The sequence below is a fragment of the Nitrospirillum guaranorum genome, assembly GCF_034653275.1.
GTDB lineage: Bacteria > Pseudomonadota > Alphaproteobacteria > Azospirillales > Azospirillaceae > Nitrospirillum.
Genome location: NZ_JAYEES010000002.1, coordinates 157,290 through 172,545, shown reverse-complemented (window position 1 = coordinate 172,545; position 15,256 = coordinate 157,290). Strand labels below are relative to the sequence as shown.

Annotated in this window: 10 protein-coding genes; 2 read left to right on the top strand and 8 right to left on the bottom strand. The window is 66.9% G+C overall.

Annotated features, from left to right (window positions below; genetic code table 11):
• Positions 1 to 140: 140 nt before the first annotated feature.
• Entirely contained in the window at positions 141 to 5,774 is a 5,634-nt protein-coding gene (locus tag UAJ10_RS06645; protein WP_322914596.1) for an autotransporter domain-containing protein, read from the top strand.
• 103 nt (positions 5,775 to 5,877) lie between these two features.
• On the opposite strand, the gene UAJ10_RS06640 is transcribed toward UAJ10_RS06645, so the two are convergent.
• The 6 genes from UAJ10_RS06640 to hemA form a co-directional block, all read right to left on the bottom strand.
• Entirely contained in the window at positions 5,878 to 6,876 is a 999-nt protein-coding gene (locus UAJ10_RS06640) for a carbon-nitrogen hydrolase family protein (protein WP_322914595.1), read from the bottom strand.
• A gap of 116 nt (positions 6,877 to 6,992) precedes the next feature.
• Entirely contained in the window at positions 6,993 to 7,361 is a 369-nt protein-coding gene (cyoD, locus tag UAJ10_RS06635; RefSeq protein ID WP_322914594.1) for a cytochrome o ubiquinol oxidase subunit IV, read from the bottom strand.
• Positions 7,361 to 7,987 (bottom strand): cytochrome o ubiquinol oxidase subunit III, encoded by a 627-nt coding sequence (cyoC, locus tag UAJ10_RS06630; RefSeq protein ID WP_322914593.1) that lies wholly within the window; start codon positions 7,985 to 7,987, stop codon positions 7,361 to 7,363. The genes cyoD and cyoC overlap by 1 nt, the downstream gene beginning before the upstream one ends.
• 2 nt (positions 7,988 to 7,989) lie before the next feature.
• A complete protein-coding gene (gene cyoB / locus UAJ10_RS06625; protein WP_322914592.1) occupies positions 7,990 to 9,975 on the bottom strand; it encodes a cytochrome o ubiquinol oxidase subunit I in 1,986 nt (661 codons plus the stop codon).
• 7 nt (positions 9,976 to 9,982) lie between these two features.
• Complete coding sequence (cyoA, locus tag UAJ10_RS06620) at positions 9,983 to 10,975, bottom strand: ubiquinol oxidase subunit II (protein WP_322914591.1); 993 nt, start codon at positions 10,973 to 10,975, stop codon at positions 9,983 to 9,985.
• A gap of 269 nt (positions 10,976 to 11,244) precedes the next feature.
• Positions 11,245 to 12,465, bottom strand: coding sequence for a 5-aminolevulinate synthase (hemA, locus tag UAJ10_RS06615; RefSeq protein WP_322914590.1), 1,221 nt, complete (start codon positions 12,463 to 12,465; stop codon positions 11,245 to 11,247).
• 121 nt (positions 12,466 to 12,586) lie between these two features.
• On the opposite strand from hemA, the gene UAJ10_RS06610 reads away from it, so the two are divergent.
• Positions 12,587 to 13,990 (top strand): aminotransferase-like domain-containing protein, encoded by a 1,404-nt coding sequence (locus UAJ10_RS06610; RefSeq protein ID WP_322914589.1) that lies wholly within the window; start codon positions 12,587 to 12,589, stop codon positions 13,988 to 13,990.
• On the opposite strand, the gene UAJ10_RS06605 is transcribed toward UAJ10_RS06610, so the two are convergent.
• Together UAJ10_RS06605 and UAJ10_RS06600 are read right to left on the bottom strand one after the other, a co-directional pair.
• A complete protein-coding gene (locus UAJ10_RS06605) occupies positions 13,976 to 14,317 on the bottom strand; it encodes a cupin domain-containing protein (RefSeq protein WP_322914588.1) in 342 nt (113 codons plus the stop codon). The two genes, UAJ10_RS06610 and UAJ10_RS06605, sit on opposite strands and share 15 nt — an antisense overlap.
• Positions 14,318 to 14,449: 132 nt before the next feature.
• Positions 14,450 to 15,184, bottom strand: coding sequence for a SapC family protein (locus UAJ10_RS06600; protein WP_322914587.1), 735 nt, complete (start codon positions 15,182 to 15,184; stop codon positions 14,450 to 14,452).
• Positions 15,185 to 15,256: the final 72 nt, after the last annotated feature.

The window sequence follows — 15,256 nt, the reverse complement described above, 5'->3', positions numbered from 1 at the left end:
ATCTCTCGAATGCCTCAAGCATAGGGGGAAGCCATGAAGGTGTGGCAAACATGGGCTCCATCCAGACGATCTATAATTCTGGAACCATAGGTGGTGACGACAGTGGCGGCATTGTTGGTTACCCCGGCGGTCATATTGACGTGGTCAATAATACAGGGCTGGCGTACGGCACCCTGAAAGGTGTCGACTTCTGGGGTGGCAGCTCGGCTGAAACCGTGATCAACAGTGGAACGATTGTCGGCGGCTATATCGGACTTGAGGTGCCGGGCGGGACGCTGGGCACAGTCACCAACACCGGCTTGGTGACGGGCCGCAACTACGGCATCCAGGTCAGCCAGTTCGGCGATGCGGGCACCATCGGCGCCGTTTTCAACGGCGGCATCGTCCAAGGCGGCTACCATGGCGTCGACTTGTCAGGCACCGGCATCGGTAGTCTGGTGAACACCGGCACCATCAAGGGCGACACGACAGGCATCGCCCTATCTGTTGATGAGACCTATAATTACGACCCCGCCACGCAAACGGTATATTCTCAACCTGTCTTAGCCTCGATCGGGCTCTTGAGCAACGCGGCCGGCGCGTTGATCATGGGCGCATCGGGCATTAACATTGCGGGCGGATCAATCAGCACCCTGGTGAACGCCGGTCAGATTGTCGGCACCGGCCAGCATGGCGTCGGCGTGATGATCACGAACGGCTACATCTCCAGCTATGACGACATCGCGCAAACGTTCAGCAGCCAGGCGATCGCGTCTACCATCGGTAACCTGACGAACAGTGCCACAGGCACCATTTCCGGCCACACCGGTATTCTGGCTCAGGGAACCATTGGCATGCTGTCCAACACCGGCCTGATCCAGGGGGGCCAGACCGCCATCGTCAACAGTGGCACGATCGGTACGCTCTCCAACAGTGGCACCATCTCTGGGAGTGTCGCGGCCATCCGCAACAGCGGCATCCTGGGTGCCATCGTCGATACCGGCGTCATCGCCGGCAACATCATCAACACGGGCGTGATCGGAGGCTCCGCCTATGGTGTGACTGTCGGCGGCACCGTCGACGGCATCCAGAACCTGGCTGGTGGCACCATTTCCGGCAATACTACCGGTATTCTGGTGGCCCGAGGAAGCATTGGCACGCTGTCCAACGGCGGATTGATCCAAGGGGAGCAGGCGGGTATCGCCAATGCTGGCACCATTGGGAGCTTGGTCAACGCCGGCACCATCGAGGGCAACGTCACGTCGCTTGGTGGTCAGGGGCGGGGAAACGGTATCAATCTAACCGGTGACCAAATCTATGTTTACGATCCGGGGGCGCAGACGGGATATTCCCGCGCTGTCGGGCCCCAAATCGGCACCCTTGCCAATTTACCCAACGCGCTGATCGCCGGAGTCACAGGCATCCGGCTGGAGGGCGGATCCATCGGCACGCTGCTGAATGATGGCCAGATCGTGGGTCTCGGCTGGCAAGGCGTGGTGGTTACCGGAAAGACCGAAAGCATCTATGACGCCGTCTCTGGCATCACCAGTACAACGGTCACTCCCGGCTCCATAGGCACTTTGGTCAACCGGATGGGGGCGACCATCAGTGGCGCTGTTCATGGCATCCAGGTCAGTGGCGCCACCGTGGAAACTATCGCCAACGCCGGACTGATCGGCGGCGGTGGCTACGGCATCTCGCTGTTGACGGGGTATGACGGTACGACATTTGCGGGTGGTCGGGTCTTCAGCCTGGCCAATGACCTCACGGGCATCATTTCCGGATTTCATTCCGGCATTGAGATCGCCGGGGGGCACGTCGGAACGCTGTCCAATAGCGGCCTGATCGAGGGGGGGGAGGCCGGTCTGCAAATTGCCGCCGCGCTGGATCTTGGAACTATCATCACGCCTCCGACGATCGGAAGCTTGGTCAATAATTCGACGGGCACTATCGCGGGCAATGCTGCGGGCATCGTTTTACGCGGCGCCTCAGTCGGCACTCTGATCAATGCCGGGCTGATCGACGGTGGGGGCGACGGGTTTAATATCGAGAGCACTGCATTTGGCGGCTATTCCACCGGCCTCAGTCCGGTGGTGCCAATTCTCATCGGGACCCTGGCCAATCTTCAAGGCGCTACCATCGGCGGTGGCTATAACGGCATGAGCATCTATGGTGCCACCATCGGCACCCTGGCTAATGCCGGCGTGATCAATGGCGCGGATCGTTATGGCCTGGATATTGTCGCGGGCCTGTTCAATGACGGGGCAACAATAGTTCCTGCCCAGATCAACAACCTGATCAACAGTGCCTCCGGGACAATCTCGGGCGCCCTCGTAGGCATAGCCCTTAATGGTGGCAATATCGGCACGTTGATGAACGATGGGATCATCAGTGCCGATTTTTTGGGCAATGGCATCTCTATTGCTAGTTTTCCCTTCTATTTGTCCGATGTGAACTCGAACCCCACGCTGTCGGCGGTGATCCCGGCGACCATCGACAAGCTGAGCAACAACGCTACGGGTACCATTTCGGGGCCGCAAAACGGCATTTCCCTCTCCAACGCGACCGTTGGCACGCTGGTCAATGCCGGCCTGATCCAGGGCGGCCAGACCGGCATCGCCAATGCCGGGACCATCGGTGTGCTCAGCAACAGCGGCACCATCACCGGCGGCCTGGCCGCCCTCAGCATCACCGGGACCGGCACCCTGGGGACCCTGGTGAACAGCGGTCTGATCGCGGGCGATGTCGTCAACATGTCGTCCCGCGACCTGGTCATCGTCGGCGGCTCGGGGGATGGCTTCGGCCGGTTCACCGGCTTCAACGGTGGCGCCGGCACAATCATCAATACCCTCAGCAACATGGTGCTGGCCGGCGACACTATCGCGCTGGGCGTGGACGTCAACCTGGGCGGCCACACGCTGACCAACACCGGCAGCGCCACCCTGCGCCTGGACACCATCGTCAACGTGGCGGGCAACTACGCCCAGGGCGGCTCGGGCGCGCTGCTGATCGACGTGGCGTCGACCAGCATCTACGGTGGCCTGAACGTCACCGGCACTGCGGCCATCAGTGGCGGCGCCATCATCCTGAACGCGGGCGCGGGTTTCGACCTGGAGAAGGATCAGACCTACACCATCGTGGCGGCGGGCGACGCTTCTTCGTCCTATGCGGGCTACACACTGGTGGCGCCGGGCCATAACGTACGAGCAAGCAGCGTCGTGGTGGGCGGTCAGACCGAGCTGGTTATCACCGTCGGTGGCGCGGTCATCGGTTCCGGCAGCAGCACCACCATCGGCAGCGGGTCCACCACGACAGTGGATCAGGTGGCCGGTGGCACGGTCGATGTGACGGACGGGGCGCCCACGATCGGCACCATCAACTCGGGCAGCACGGTGAAAGTCAGCGGCGGGCAGTCGACGCTGAACACCATCGCCGGTGGCTCGGTGAGCATCAGTGGGGGCAGCGCCTCGGTGGGTGAGGTCAGCGGCGGCTCGGTGAACCTGGGCGCCGGGGGCACCATCGCCGGCACGCAGACGGTGAATGTCAGCGGCGGTTCGGTGGCGGTGGCGGGCATGGTGATGGCGCCGCTGGCGGTCAGCGGCGGCGACGTATCGATCGCCAGTGGCGGCATCGTCAACACCTCCACCCCCATCCAGGTGTCGTCGGGCAACCTGTCGATCGCCAGCGGGGGCGTGGTGGCCAGCGACAAGCCGGTGACGGTGTCGGGCGGCAGTGTCAACGTGTCGGGCGTGGTCGCGGCCCCGGTGCAGGTGACCAGCGGCATGGCCAGCGTGTCGATCAGCATCGGCGGCGTGGTGACCCAGTCCGTGACGGCCAGCGCGGGCAGCGTGAACGTGGCGGGCACCATCACGGCGCCGGTGACGGTCAGCGGCGGCAACGTGTCGGTGGCCAGCGGCGGCACCATCGTCAGCAGCCAGCCGGTGCAGGTGACGGGCGGCAGCCTGTCGATCTCGGGCAATGTGAACGCGCCGGTGCAGGTGTCGGGGACCACCGTTTCGGCCTCGCAGATCGCCAGCGCCACGCCGGTCATGACGGTGGACGCCGGCGGCACCATCAGCCAGTCGGTGACGGTGGCCGCGGGCAAGGTGTCGATGAACGGCACCATCAGCGGCAATGTGGCCATCGGTTCCGGCGGCGCCCTGCGTGGCGCCGGTGTGGTCACCGGCCAAGCCTCCGTCGCTGGTATCCTGGCGCCCGGCAACTCGCCCGGTACCCTGACCTTCACCAACGGCCTGACCCAAGGTGCGCAGTCGGTGCTGTCCATCGATATCGATGGCACGGGCACCGGCAAGGGGGCCGGCAACTACTCCCGCGTCCTGGTCACGGGCGGCAGCTACGTCATCGGCTCCGGCGCCGTGCTGCAGCCAAACCTGCGCGGCATGACCGGCAGCGCCAGCAACACCTACACCCCCGGCCTGGGCACGGACTTCACCATCGTGCAGGCGGCGGGCGGCGTGACCGGCACCTTCGCCGGCATCACCCAGCCGGCGTCGGGCCTATTGGCCGGCACGCGGTTCACGGCGCTGTACGGCAGCAACGCCATCGACCTGTACGTGACTCCCACCTACGGCAGCTTGGCCAGCCTGGGGGCCAGCGCCAACCAGCAGACCATGGGCCGCGTGGTGGCGGGGCTGACCGGGGCCGGCAACGCCGACCTCGGCACCGTGCTGAAGGCCCTGTATGGCCTGCCCACGGTGGGCGCGTCGCTGGACGCCCTGGCCCAGATCGGGGGCAGCAGCCAGGCCAACATCGTGGCCTACAGCCTGAACCGGGGCCTGGCCGCCACCCAGGTGCTGGGCCAGCGCCTGGCGGCGGTGCGCGACGGCGTGGCCGGCGGTATGCAGGGCACGATGCAGGCCCAGCTGGTGGGCCGCACCCTCTACACCAGCATGGCCAGCGGCGGCGACGCCCCGCCGGTGGAGGACGAGCGCGGGGCGGCAGCCGGCTCGGCGCCGGAGGAGGGCTGGCACTTCTGGGCGCAAGGCCTGGGGGCCTTCACCCGGGTGGACAGCGACGGCAACGCCGCGGGCGGGCACAGCAACACCGGCGGCGGCCTGTTCGGCGGCGACCGGGCGGTGGCGCCGGGCGTGACCCTGGGCCTGGCCGGCGTGCTGCTGCAAAGCACCTCGGGCGGGGCCAACGAGACCAGCAGCTATGGCCTGTCGGCCTACGGCAACGTCGACCTGGGCGACGGCCTGTTCGTGACCGGCAACGCCGGCTACACCTACGACCAGTACGACACGGCGCGGACCATGGGCTTCGGCGGCCTCAGCCGCACGGCCTTCGGCCACACCACCGGTGACGAACTGAGCGCCGGTGTCACGGCCGGCTACCGGGTGCGGGTGTCCAACCTGACGCTGGAGCCGCAGGCCGGCATCCAGTGGCTGAAGGTCGGCCGTGACGGCTTCACCGAGACGGGCGCCGGCGCCTTGAACCTGGTGCTGCAGGATCTGGACGCCACGGCGCTGCAGAGCAACGTGGGCGGCCGGGCCTCGGCCCGCTGGAAGACGGACGGCGGCACGGTGATCACGCCGGCCATCCGTGCGTCCTGGCTGCACGACTTCCGCGACCGGGCGCTGACCAGCCAGGCGGCACTCGCGGGCACCACCTTCGCGGTGACCGGCCCCGACACGGGCGCCAACGCGCTGGGCATCGGCGGTGGGCTGACCCTGCAGGAAGGCAACAACCTGAACCTCTACGCCAACTACGACGGCACGCTGCGCCGGCATGAGACCGACCACGTCTTCACCGCCGGCTTCCGCCTCAGCTGGTAAGACGGGGTAGGCCTCGCACAGGACAACGGCCCGGTGGGAAACTGCCGGGCTGTTCTCTTGGTGTGGGTTGTCGCACGGTGCGCGCCCGCCGGCGGCATATGTCTCAATTCCTCTTCAGCCCGATCACCACCTGTTCCCCCACAGTCGGATCGATGCCCATGGGTGGGGGCGCCATGAAGGTGACGGGGTTTTTCTGGCGCACGTCCACCGTCAGGCTGAAGATGTCAGGGCGGGCGTAGTGGCCGGCCACGTCCAGGTCGTACTTGCCACGGGCGATCAGGCGGCGGTCCAGGTCGGCCAGGTGGGTCATTTCGCCATCGAAACAGGGCGGGACCAGCACGTTGCCCAGCGGATCGATGATGCAGGACCCGCCGCGGATCAGCACGGTGGACGGGTCGCCACCCTGCACGGCGGCATAGTCGGCGGGGCAGTCGGCGCGGGTCAGGTACTGGCAGGACGACAATACGAAGCAGCGCCCCTCGAGCGCGATGGTGCGCATGGTGGGCAGCCAGGTTTCGCGGTCGTCCACCGTGGGGGCGCAATAGAACTCGATGCCCTTGGCGTACATGGCCATGCGCAGCAGGGGCATGTAGTTTTCCCAGCAGATGACGCTGCCGAAGCGGCCGATGGCGCTGTCCACCACGGTGATGGTGGACCCGTCGCCGAAGCCCCAGACCAGGCGTTCCAGGGCCGTGGGCATGAGCTTGCGGTGCTTGCCCAGCAGGCGGCCGTCGGGGCCGAGCATCAGGGCGGTGCAATAGAGGGTGCCGCCCTCGCGCTCGATCACCCCCACCACCAGGTGCAGGCGGTCGCGCCTGGCCACTTCGCTGATTTCCTGGAACTCCGGTCCCGGGATGGTGATGGCGGATTCGTAATAGCGGCGGAAATCCTCCCGCCCCTCGGGGCTGCGCATGCCCAGGTGGGCACCGAAGTTCAGGCCCTTGGGATAGCCGCCGACGAAGGCCTCGGGGAAGACCACGATCTCCGCCCCCTGCGCCGCCGCGTGTTCCGCCAACTCGACCAGCTTGGCGACGGTGGCCGGAGTATCGAACATCACGGGGGCGGCCTGCACCACGGCGGCGCGCACGATGGGGTTGATCATGGGCTATGGCCTTTCCGGCGGGGTGGGGCGGGGGAGGGGAAGGATAGCAGACCGGGGCGGTCGCGAACGACCGCCCCGTCAGGCGTCAGTCCTTGGGCCCATCGGTCTTTGGGCCATTAGTCCTTGGAAAGGGCGCGTTCCACGGACATTTGGGTCGGCATCATGTTGACGTTGGCGTTATGCATCACCCACAGCGAGCCGATGACGACAGTGGCGATCAACAGCACGGTCAGGGCGCCGATGACGGTGTAGTTGCGCTGTTCCGGCGCCAGGCCCAGATGCAGGAAGACGATCAGTTGCACCAGCAGCTGGACGACCGCCAGGCCGCTGATGGCGCCCATGATCTTCTCCGGCGGCAACACCCCGCCCATGACGGCGCCGAAGGACAGGCCCGTCAGGATCAGGCAGAGGATGAAGCCGGTGACGTAGGAGGCCAGCGTGCCGTGGGTGGCACCGGCGGTGGTGGTGGACGTGGTCGCGGACATCAGAGGACCCCCCGCAGGTAGACGAAGGTGAAGACGCAAATCCAGATCAGGTCCAGGAAGTGCCAGAACAGGCTGAGGCAGGCGAGGCGCCGGCGCACGATGCCGTCCAGGCCGAACGTCGCCGTCTGGTGCATCATGACCGCCAGCCAGAGCAGGCCGGCGGTGACGTGCAGGCCATGCGTGCCCACCAGCGTGAAGTAGGCGGACAGGAAGGCGCTGCGCCCCGGGCCCGCCCCTTCGCCGATCAAATTGGCGAACTCATGCACCTCCATGCCAATGAAGCCGGCGCCGACCAGGAAAGTGACGCCCAGCCAGGCGATGACCCGGCCCCGTCGGCCGGCGTGCATGTTCAGCATGGCCAGGCCGAAGGTGAAGCTGCTGACCAGCAGCAGCACGGTTTCCACCCCGACATAGGGCAGGTCGAACAGCTGCTTGCCCGTGGGCGCGTCGGCCACGTTGGGGGCCAGCACGGCGAAGGTGGCGAACAGGCAGGAGAAGATGAGGCAGTCGCTCATCAGGTACAGCCAGAAGCCCAGGACGGTCTTGCTGCCGTCGTCGTGGCCGTGGCCGTGATCATGGGCCGCATGAGCGACCGCATGCGTGTTGGTTGCCAAGGCGGTGCTCATGATCAAGCCACCTTTTCCGATTGCTTCAACAGCGCGTAGCGCGCGTTCTCGATGCGGGCGACCTCGGACGCGGGGACGTAATAGTCCACGTCGCGGTCATAGGTGCGCTGGATGAAGGTCGCGACCATGCCGGCCAGGCCGAACAGGGCAAGGCCCCAGATGTGCCAGATCAGGGCGAAGCACATGACCAGGCCGAAGGCGGCGATGACGGCGCCGGCGGCGGTGTTGCGCGGCATGTGGATATCCTCGTATCCCGCCACCTGCACGCCCGCGCGTCCCATCTCCTTATCCTCCCAATGCTGCTCCAGGGAGGTGATCTGCGGCACGTGGGCGAAGTTGTAGAACGGCGCGGGGGAGGCGGTGGACCATTCCAGGCTGCGGGCGTTCCAGGGGTCGCCCGTCAGGTCGCGGTTCTTCTCCCGGTCGCGGATGCTGACCACCAGCTGGATGACCAGGGCCAGGATGCCGGCGCCGATGATGCAGGCCCCCACCAGAGCCACCACCAGATAGGGGTGCCAGCCGGGCACGTCATAGTGGTTCATGCGCCGGGTCATGCCCTTGAAGCCCAGGACGTACAGGGGCGTGAAAGCCAGCCAATAGCCGATGAGCCAGCACCAGAACGACACCTTCCCCCAGAACTCGTCCAGGGTGAAGCCGAAGACCTTGGGGAACCAGAAGGTCATGCCGGCCAGGCAGCCGAAGACCACGCCGCCGATGATGACGTTGTGGAAATGGGCCACCAGGAACAGGCTGTTGTGCAGCACGAAATCGGCCCCGGGTACCGCCAGCAGCACCCCGGTCATGCCGCCCACGGCGAAGGTGACCATGAAGCCGATGGTCCACAGCGTGGCGGAATGGAAGCGCACCCGCCCCCGGTACATGGTGAACAGCCAGTTGAACAGCTTCACGCCCGTGGGGATGGAGATGATGGACGTCATGATGCCGAAGAAGGCATTGACGTTGGCGCCCGACCCCATGGTGAAGAAGTGGTGCAGCCAGACGAAGAAGGACAGGATGCCGATGGACGACGTGGCGTAGACCATCGAGGTGTAGCCGAACAGCGGCTTGCGCGAAAACGTGGCGATGATTTCGGAATAGGCGCCGAAGGCCGGCAGGATCAGGATGTACACCTCTGGGTGGCCCCACACCCAGATGAGGTTGATGTACATCATCGCGTTGCCGCCCAGCTCATTGGTGAAGAAGTGCATGCCGAGGTAACGGTCGGCGGTGAGCAGGGCCAACGTGGCGGTCAGCACGGGGAAGACGGCCACGATCAGGATGTTGGTGATCAGCGAGGTCCAGACGAAGACGGGCATCTTCATCAGGGTCATGCCGGGGGCCCGCATGCGCAGGATGGTGACGATGAAGTTCACCCCCGCCAGCGTGGTGCCCAACCCCGATATCTGTAGCGACCAGATGTAATAGTCGACCCCGACGGAGGGGCTGTAGCCCAGTTCCGACAGGGGCGGATAGGCGACCCAGCCGGTGGCGGCGAAGTCGCCCACGAACATGGACAGCATGACCAGCACGGCGCCGGCCACCGACAGCCAGAATCCCAGCGAGTTCACGAAGGGGAAGGCCACGTCGCGGGCCCCCAGCTGCAATGGCACCACCACGTTCATCAGCCCCAGGATGAAGGGCGTGGCCACGAAGAAGATCATGATCACGCCGTGCGCGGTGAAGATCTGGTCGTAGTGGTGGGGCGGCAGATAGCCCGCCGCGTCGTTGTTGGCGATGGCCTGTTGCGCCCGCATCATGATGGCGTCGGCGAAGCCGCGCAGCAGCATGACCAGGCCCAGGACGAAGTACATGACGCCGATCTTCTTGTGGTCGACGGTGGTGATCCATTCATCCCACAGATAGCGCCACTTGCCGAAATAGGTGATCAGGCCCAGGAGGGCCAGACCGCCCAGGGCGACGGCGGCACCCGTCCCCATGATGATGGGCTCATCCCAGGGGATGGCCGACAGGGTCAGTTTTCCGAACATCGCGGGCTTACTCCGTGACGGAAGAGGGCTTGGGTGTGGACTTGGGCGTGGACGGGCCCTGGGCCGTGGCCCGGGGCGCGGTGCACAGCGCCAGCTTGTCGTTGGGGGTCATGGCCGGCATGAACTGGTCGACGATGCGGTCGAACAGGTCGGGCTCCACCGCGCTGTACAGGGTCACCGGATGCTTCACGCTGGGCGCCTCCAGCGCCCGGTAGACGCCGGCGTCCAGGATGGCGGGGGCTGCCTGGGCCTGGGCGATCCAGGCGTCGAAACCAGCGCGGTCCGCCGCCACGGCGTCGAAATGCATGTCGGAGAAGCCCGGGCCGCTGAAGGCGGATGACAGGCCGGCGTAGGTGCCGGGCTGGTTGGCGATCAGGTGCAACTGGGTGCGCATCCCGGCCATGGCGTAGACTTGGCTGCCCAGTTGGGGGATGAAGAAGGAATTCATCATGGACTGCGCCGTCAGGGTGAAGTTGACGGGTGTGTCCACCGGCAACTCCAGGCGGTTGACCGAGGCGACGCCGTAGTCGGGGTAGATGAACAGCCACTTCCAGTTCAGGGCCACCACCTCCACCCGCACCGGCGCCACCTTGGACTCCAGCGGGCGGTAGGGATCCAGCTCATGGGTCGTGCGCCAGATCAGCAGGCCCAGGAAAATGATGATGCAGCAGGGGATGGACCACACCACCACCTCGATACGATTGGAGTGGGCCCATTTGGGCGCGTAGGTGGCTTTGGGGTTGCCCTCGCGATAGCGCCAGGCGAACACGAGGGTCAGCACCATCACCGGGATGACCACCAGCAGCATCAGCCCCAGTGCCAGCAGGATCAGGGTCTTCTCCTGCTCCCCGATGGCGCCCTTGGGATCCAGCAGCTCGATACCGTCGCAGCCCGACAGGGCCAGCAGCGCCAGCGGCCAGAGCGCCCGCCCGGCGGCGCGGACCCAACCGCCGCGCGTGTCGCCGCCCCCGTTTTCGGGGACGGTCCCCATCCGTCTCATGAACCTCTTCTCCATACAAAGGCCAGGCGGCATCCCCCGCCGGAACGCGGGTGCGCTGGCCGTGGACGATGATATGTTTGTATGTATGTTTTGTATGTCTGCATAATGCAGACAGGCAACCAGCGAAAATGCCGAGTCTGCCCTACCGAGAAACCCGGCGCTGAGGCCGGCAAGCAGCACTTGTATGGATGCGTGGCAGGGCGAAATGCTCGCATCGCCGCCGGCTGCGGGACCGGCGACGGTGACGGGAACGGATTGGGCAAGGGGTGTCAGGCGGCGCGGCCGGGCATCCAGCCCAGGTCGCGGCGGATGGCCACCAGCGCGTCCACCAGATCGCGCATGTGCGCCTCGGTATGAAAGGGGGTGGCGGTGACGCGCAGCCGTTCGGTGCCCCGGGGCACGGTGGGGTAGTTGATGGGCTGGACATAGATGCCGTGGTCGGACAGCAGCAAGTCGCTGGTGCGCTTGCACAGATGGGCGTCGCCCACCATCACCGGCAGGATGTGGCTGGCGCTGTCCATGACCGGGATGCCGGCCCGCTGGAGCATGCCGCGCAGCGTCGCCACGTTGCGCGCCTGGGCCGCGCGCTCCTCCGGATGGCCGGCGACATGCTGGACCGCGGCCAGCGCCCCGGCTGCCAGGTGGGGGCAGAGCGAGGTGGTGAAGATGAAGCTGTCGGCCATGCTGCGGATGACGTCCATGATCAGCGCCGGGCCGGCGACATAGCCGCCCATGACGCCGAAGGCCTTGGCCAGCGTGCCCTCGATCAGGGTGACCCGGTCGGCGACACCGTCCCGCTCCGCCACGCCGCCACCGCGGGCGCCGTACAATCCCACGGCGTGCACCTCATCCAGGTAGGTGATGGCGCCATGTTTCTCCGCCACGTTGCAGATGGCGGCGATGGGGGCGATGTCGCCATCCATGCTGTAGACGCTTTCGAAGGCCACGATCTTGGGCCGGTCGGGTGCCACTTGGCCCATCAACGCGTCCAGATGGGCCACGTCGTTGTGGCGGAAGATGAAGCGTTCCGCACCAGAGCGGCGGATGCCCTCGATCATGGAATTGTGGTTCAACGCGTCGGAAAAGATGGCGCAGCCCGGCAGGGCGCGGCCCAGCGTGCCGAGGGCCGCCAGATTGCTGATCCAGCCGGAGGTGAAGATCAGCGCCGATTCCTTGTCGTGCAGGTCCGCCAGCGCCGCCTCTAGCGCCACATGCTGGCGGTTGGTGCCGGAGATGTTGCGCGTGCCGCCGGTACCCGCCCCCGACATGTCCAGGCTCGCATGCATGGCGGCCAGCACGTCGGCGTTTTGGCCCATGCCCAGGTAGTCGTTGCTGCACCACACGGTGACGCGCCGCTTTCGCCCGTCCGGCGCATGCCACAGGGCGGCGGGGAAGGCGCCGGCGATACGCTCCAGCTCGATGAAGGTGCGATAGCGGCCTTCCATCTTCATATCGCTGATCAGCGCCTGGAATCTGGCGTTCAGGTCCATTTTTCCATCCATTTCCCGGCAGGCGTCCCTATAAACTGCGGATCGGGCGCTCGCGCATTGGTAAAAACATGCAATATCCATATATATGGATTGTTGGGTGTGGACAAGGGATGGAAACGGAATGACCGCGCATTGGAGTCCTGTTGTCAGCAAGGCGGCGGGGCCGGTCTATCTGGCCATCGCCGACGCCATCGCCGCCGACATCGCGTCCGGCCGCTTGGCCGAGGGCACGCGCCTGCCGCCGCAACGCGCCCTGGCCGACCAGTTGGGCATCGATTTCACCACCGTCAGCCGCGCCTACAGCGAGGCGCAGCGCCGTGGCCTGGTGGAGGGGCGGGTGGGCCAGGGCACCTATGTCCGGTCCCGCGCGTCCGCCCCGGCGGCCCCCATCCGCGCGGCGCCGTCCGCCGGCAGTGGCGGCATGGTGGACATGAGCATGAACCTGCCGCCGCGCTTCGACGACGCGGCGCTGTCGGCCGACATGTGGGCCACCCTGGCGGAGCTGGAGACCCAGGGCGGGCTGGATCTGCTGATGCGCTACCAGGAACCGGGGGGCAGTGTGCGGGACCGCGCCGCCGGCGTCGCCTGGCTGTCCCCCCGTCTGCCGGGTGTGGCGGTGGAGCGCACCCTGGTTTGCCCCGGCGCGCAGGGGGCGCTACTGGCAACCCTGGGCGCCATCGCGGCGCCGGGTGACGTGGTGCTGGCGGAATCCTTGAGCTATCCCGGCTTCCTCTCACTGGCCGCCCACCTGCGCCTGCGGCCCATCGCCGTGCCGGGCGACGCGCAGGGGCCGCTGCCCGCCGCGTTCGAGGCGTTGTGCGCCGCCCACCGGCCGCGCGCCTTCTACACCAGCCCCACCATCCAGAACCCGACCACCCTGACCATACCCGAGGCGCGGCGTCGCGTGCTGGCGGACATCGCCCGCGCCCACGGCGTCGCCATCGTCGAGGATGACGCCTACGGCGCCTTGCCGCGCGCGCCGGTCCCCCCCTTCGCCGCGCTGGCGCCCGATGTCACCTATCATGTGGCGGGTTTGGCCAAGTGCCTGGCCCCGGCGCTGCGCATCGCCTATCTGGTGGCGCCGGACACGCGGGGGACGGCGCGGCTGGTGGGCGCCTTGCGGGCCACGGCCTCCATGGCGTCCCCCCTCACGGCCGCGCTGGCCACGCGCTGGATTGAGGAAGGCACGGCCGCGCGCGTGCTGGAGGCCATCCGGCGCGAGGCGGCGGCCCGCCAGGCCTTGGCCGCCGGCATCCTGCCGCGCGACGCCGTCAGCGCCGACCCGGAAGGCTTCCATTTGTGGCTGCGCCTGTCGCCGCCCTGGACGCGCGGTGAATTCACCGCCCGCCTGCGCACTGTGGGCGTCGGCGTGGTGGCCAGCGACGCCTTCGCCCTCGACACCCCGCCGGAGGCGGTACGCCTGGGCCTGGGCGCTTCCGCATCCCGCGACGACCTGGCGCAAAGCCTGCGCATCGTGGCCGACCTGCTGGGCCAGCCGCCGGCCATGTCCTCACTGGTGGTCTGACGCGGCCTCACCGATGTGGACGGCCAGCCAGACGGTGGGCTGGCCGGGATCGGTGTAGGTCACCCGATGGCTGAGGTTCGCCGGGATAAACAGATGGTCGCCGGCCGTCAGGGTCGTCTCCCCGCCCGCCATCTCCACCCGCGCCGCCCCGGCCAGGACCAGCACCCATTCGTCATGCGCCTGGCAGTAGGGGCGGTCGACCGGCGTCACCTGCCCGTGGGAGACGATCTGCTCAATGCGGCAGCCGGGGCGGCGCAGGATGTCCCTGAACCGCTCCTCTTCCCTGGCCGGGGGCAGGGCGGTCAACAGGTTGCCGATCGTTTCCATCGGGATGATCCCATCGTGGCGTTTGGGGTCGCATTCTGGCGATGCGCCGACCCTGCGGCAACGGCGAACACGAAAACGGCGGCCACGGGAGAACCCGGGCCGCCGGTGTCATTCAAACGATGCGCCTTTGCGTCAGTTGATCGCCGGGCGCTGCGAGGTGCGGTCCACCAGGCCGGCCCAGTTGCTGACCGAGATGAAGTGGGCGTAGGCCAGGGCCAGCCAGCCGCGCTCGCGCCAGCGCTGGAAGTCCTCGGCCGGCAGCTGGTTGAACCGGGATTCGTCGATGACCTTGAAGCCGGCGAGGCTCAGCTTCTGGCCGTCCTTCAGGGTGACGTCGGCGCGGTTCTCCACCAGCAGGTCGGCCTTGATCAGGGCCTCCACGAACTCGGTGGTGGCGTTGTAGTGGCCCTGGTAGTCGCTGCAGAAGGCCAGGGCGTTGCGGGTCACCTCGGTAGGCTGGCCGCCCTCGAACAGCTTGTTGGGGCCGCCGTGGCTGAGGCTGGGGGCCGCTTCGTCGATGCACAGGGTGAACTCCGCCTTCTCCCGGTTCTCCAGGAAGATGAAGGGGTAGCGGCGGACGTAGGCCGGGATGTAGGCGCCGGCTTCCCAGGCGCCATCGGTGTCCACGAACAGGTTCTCGCCGTTGCGCATGCCCAGCAGAGCCACGGCCTGGGGCGGGGCGCCATCCAGGAACAGGATGGGGTAGTGCTTGCACGCCAGCGTGAACTCCGCGGCGATCACCGGCACGGAGTTGGAACCGGCGGCGAACCGGTAGCCGGCGGCGGGGGTCAGCGACAGGTCGCCGTCACGCTCCGCGGCCAGGGGGCGGGGGCGCTGGTAAAAGGCGGGAAGGGTCTGCGTGCTCATCTCTGTTCCAAGTCCAAATCAGGTTGCGCATGCCGCTGAGGGGTGCGCGGGGGTTGCCCGCGCCGCCCGTGC

What these genes read in the sequence shown, in the direction of transcription:
- cyoA (WP_322914591.1), bottom strand. Translation starts at nt 10,975, where the DNA reads ATGAGACGGATGGGGACCGTCCCCGAAAACGGGGGCGGCGACACGCGC.
- UAJ10_RS06600 (WP_322914587.1), bottom strand. Translation starts at nt 15,184, where the DNA reads ATGAGCACGCAGACCCTTCCCGCCTTTTACCAGCGCCCCCGCCCCCTG.
- cyoB (WP_322914592.1), bottom strand. Translation starts at nt 9,975, where the DNA reads ATGTTCGGAAAACTGACCCTGTCGGCCATCCCCTGGGATGAGCCCATC.
- cyoD (WP_322914594.1), bottom strand. Translation starts at nt 7,361, where the DNA reads ATGTCCGCGACCACGTCCACCACCACCGCCGGTGCCACCCACGGCACG.
- UAJ10_RS06640 (WP_322914595.1), bottom strand. Translation starts at nt 6,876, where the DNA reads ATGATCAACCCCATCGTGCGCGCCGCCGTGGTGCAGGCCGCCCCCGTG.
- cyoC (WP_322914593.1), bottom strand. Translation starts at nt 7,987, where the DNA reads ATGAGCACCGCCTTGGCAACCAACACGCATGCGGTCGCTCATGCGGCC.
- hemA (WP_322914590.1), bottom strand. Translation starts at nt 12,465, where the DNA reads ATGGACCTGAACGCCAGATTCCAGGCGCTGATCAGCGATATGAAGATG.
- UAJ10_RS06605 (WP_322914588.1), bottom strand. Translation starts at nt 14,317, where the DNA reads ATGGAAACGATCGGCAACCTGTTGACCGCCCTGCCCCCGGCCAGGGAA.
- UAJ10_RS06610 (WP_322914589.1), top strand. Translation starts at nt 12,587, where the DNA reads ATGACCGCGCATTGGAGTCCTGTTGTCAGCAAGGCGGCGGGGCCGGTC.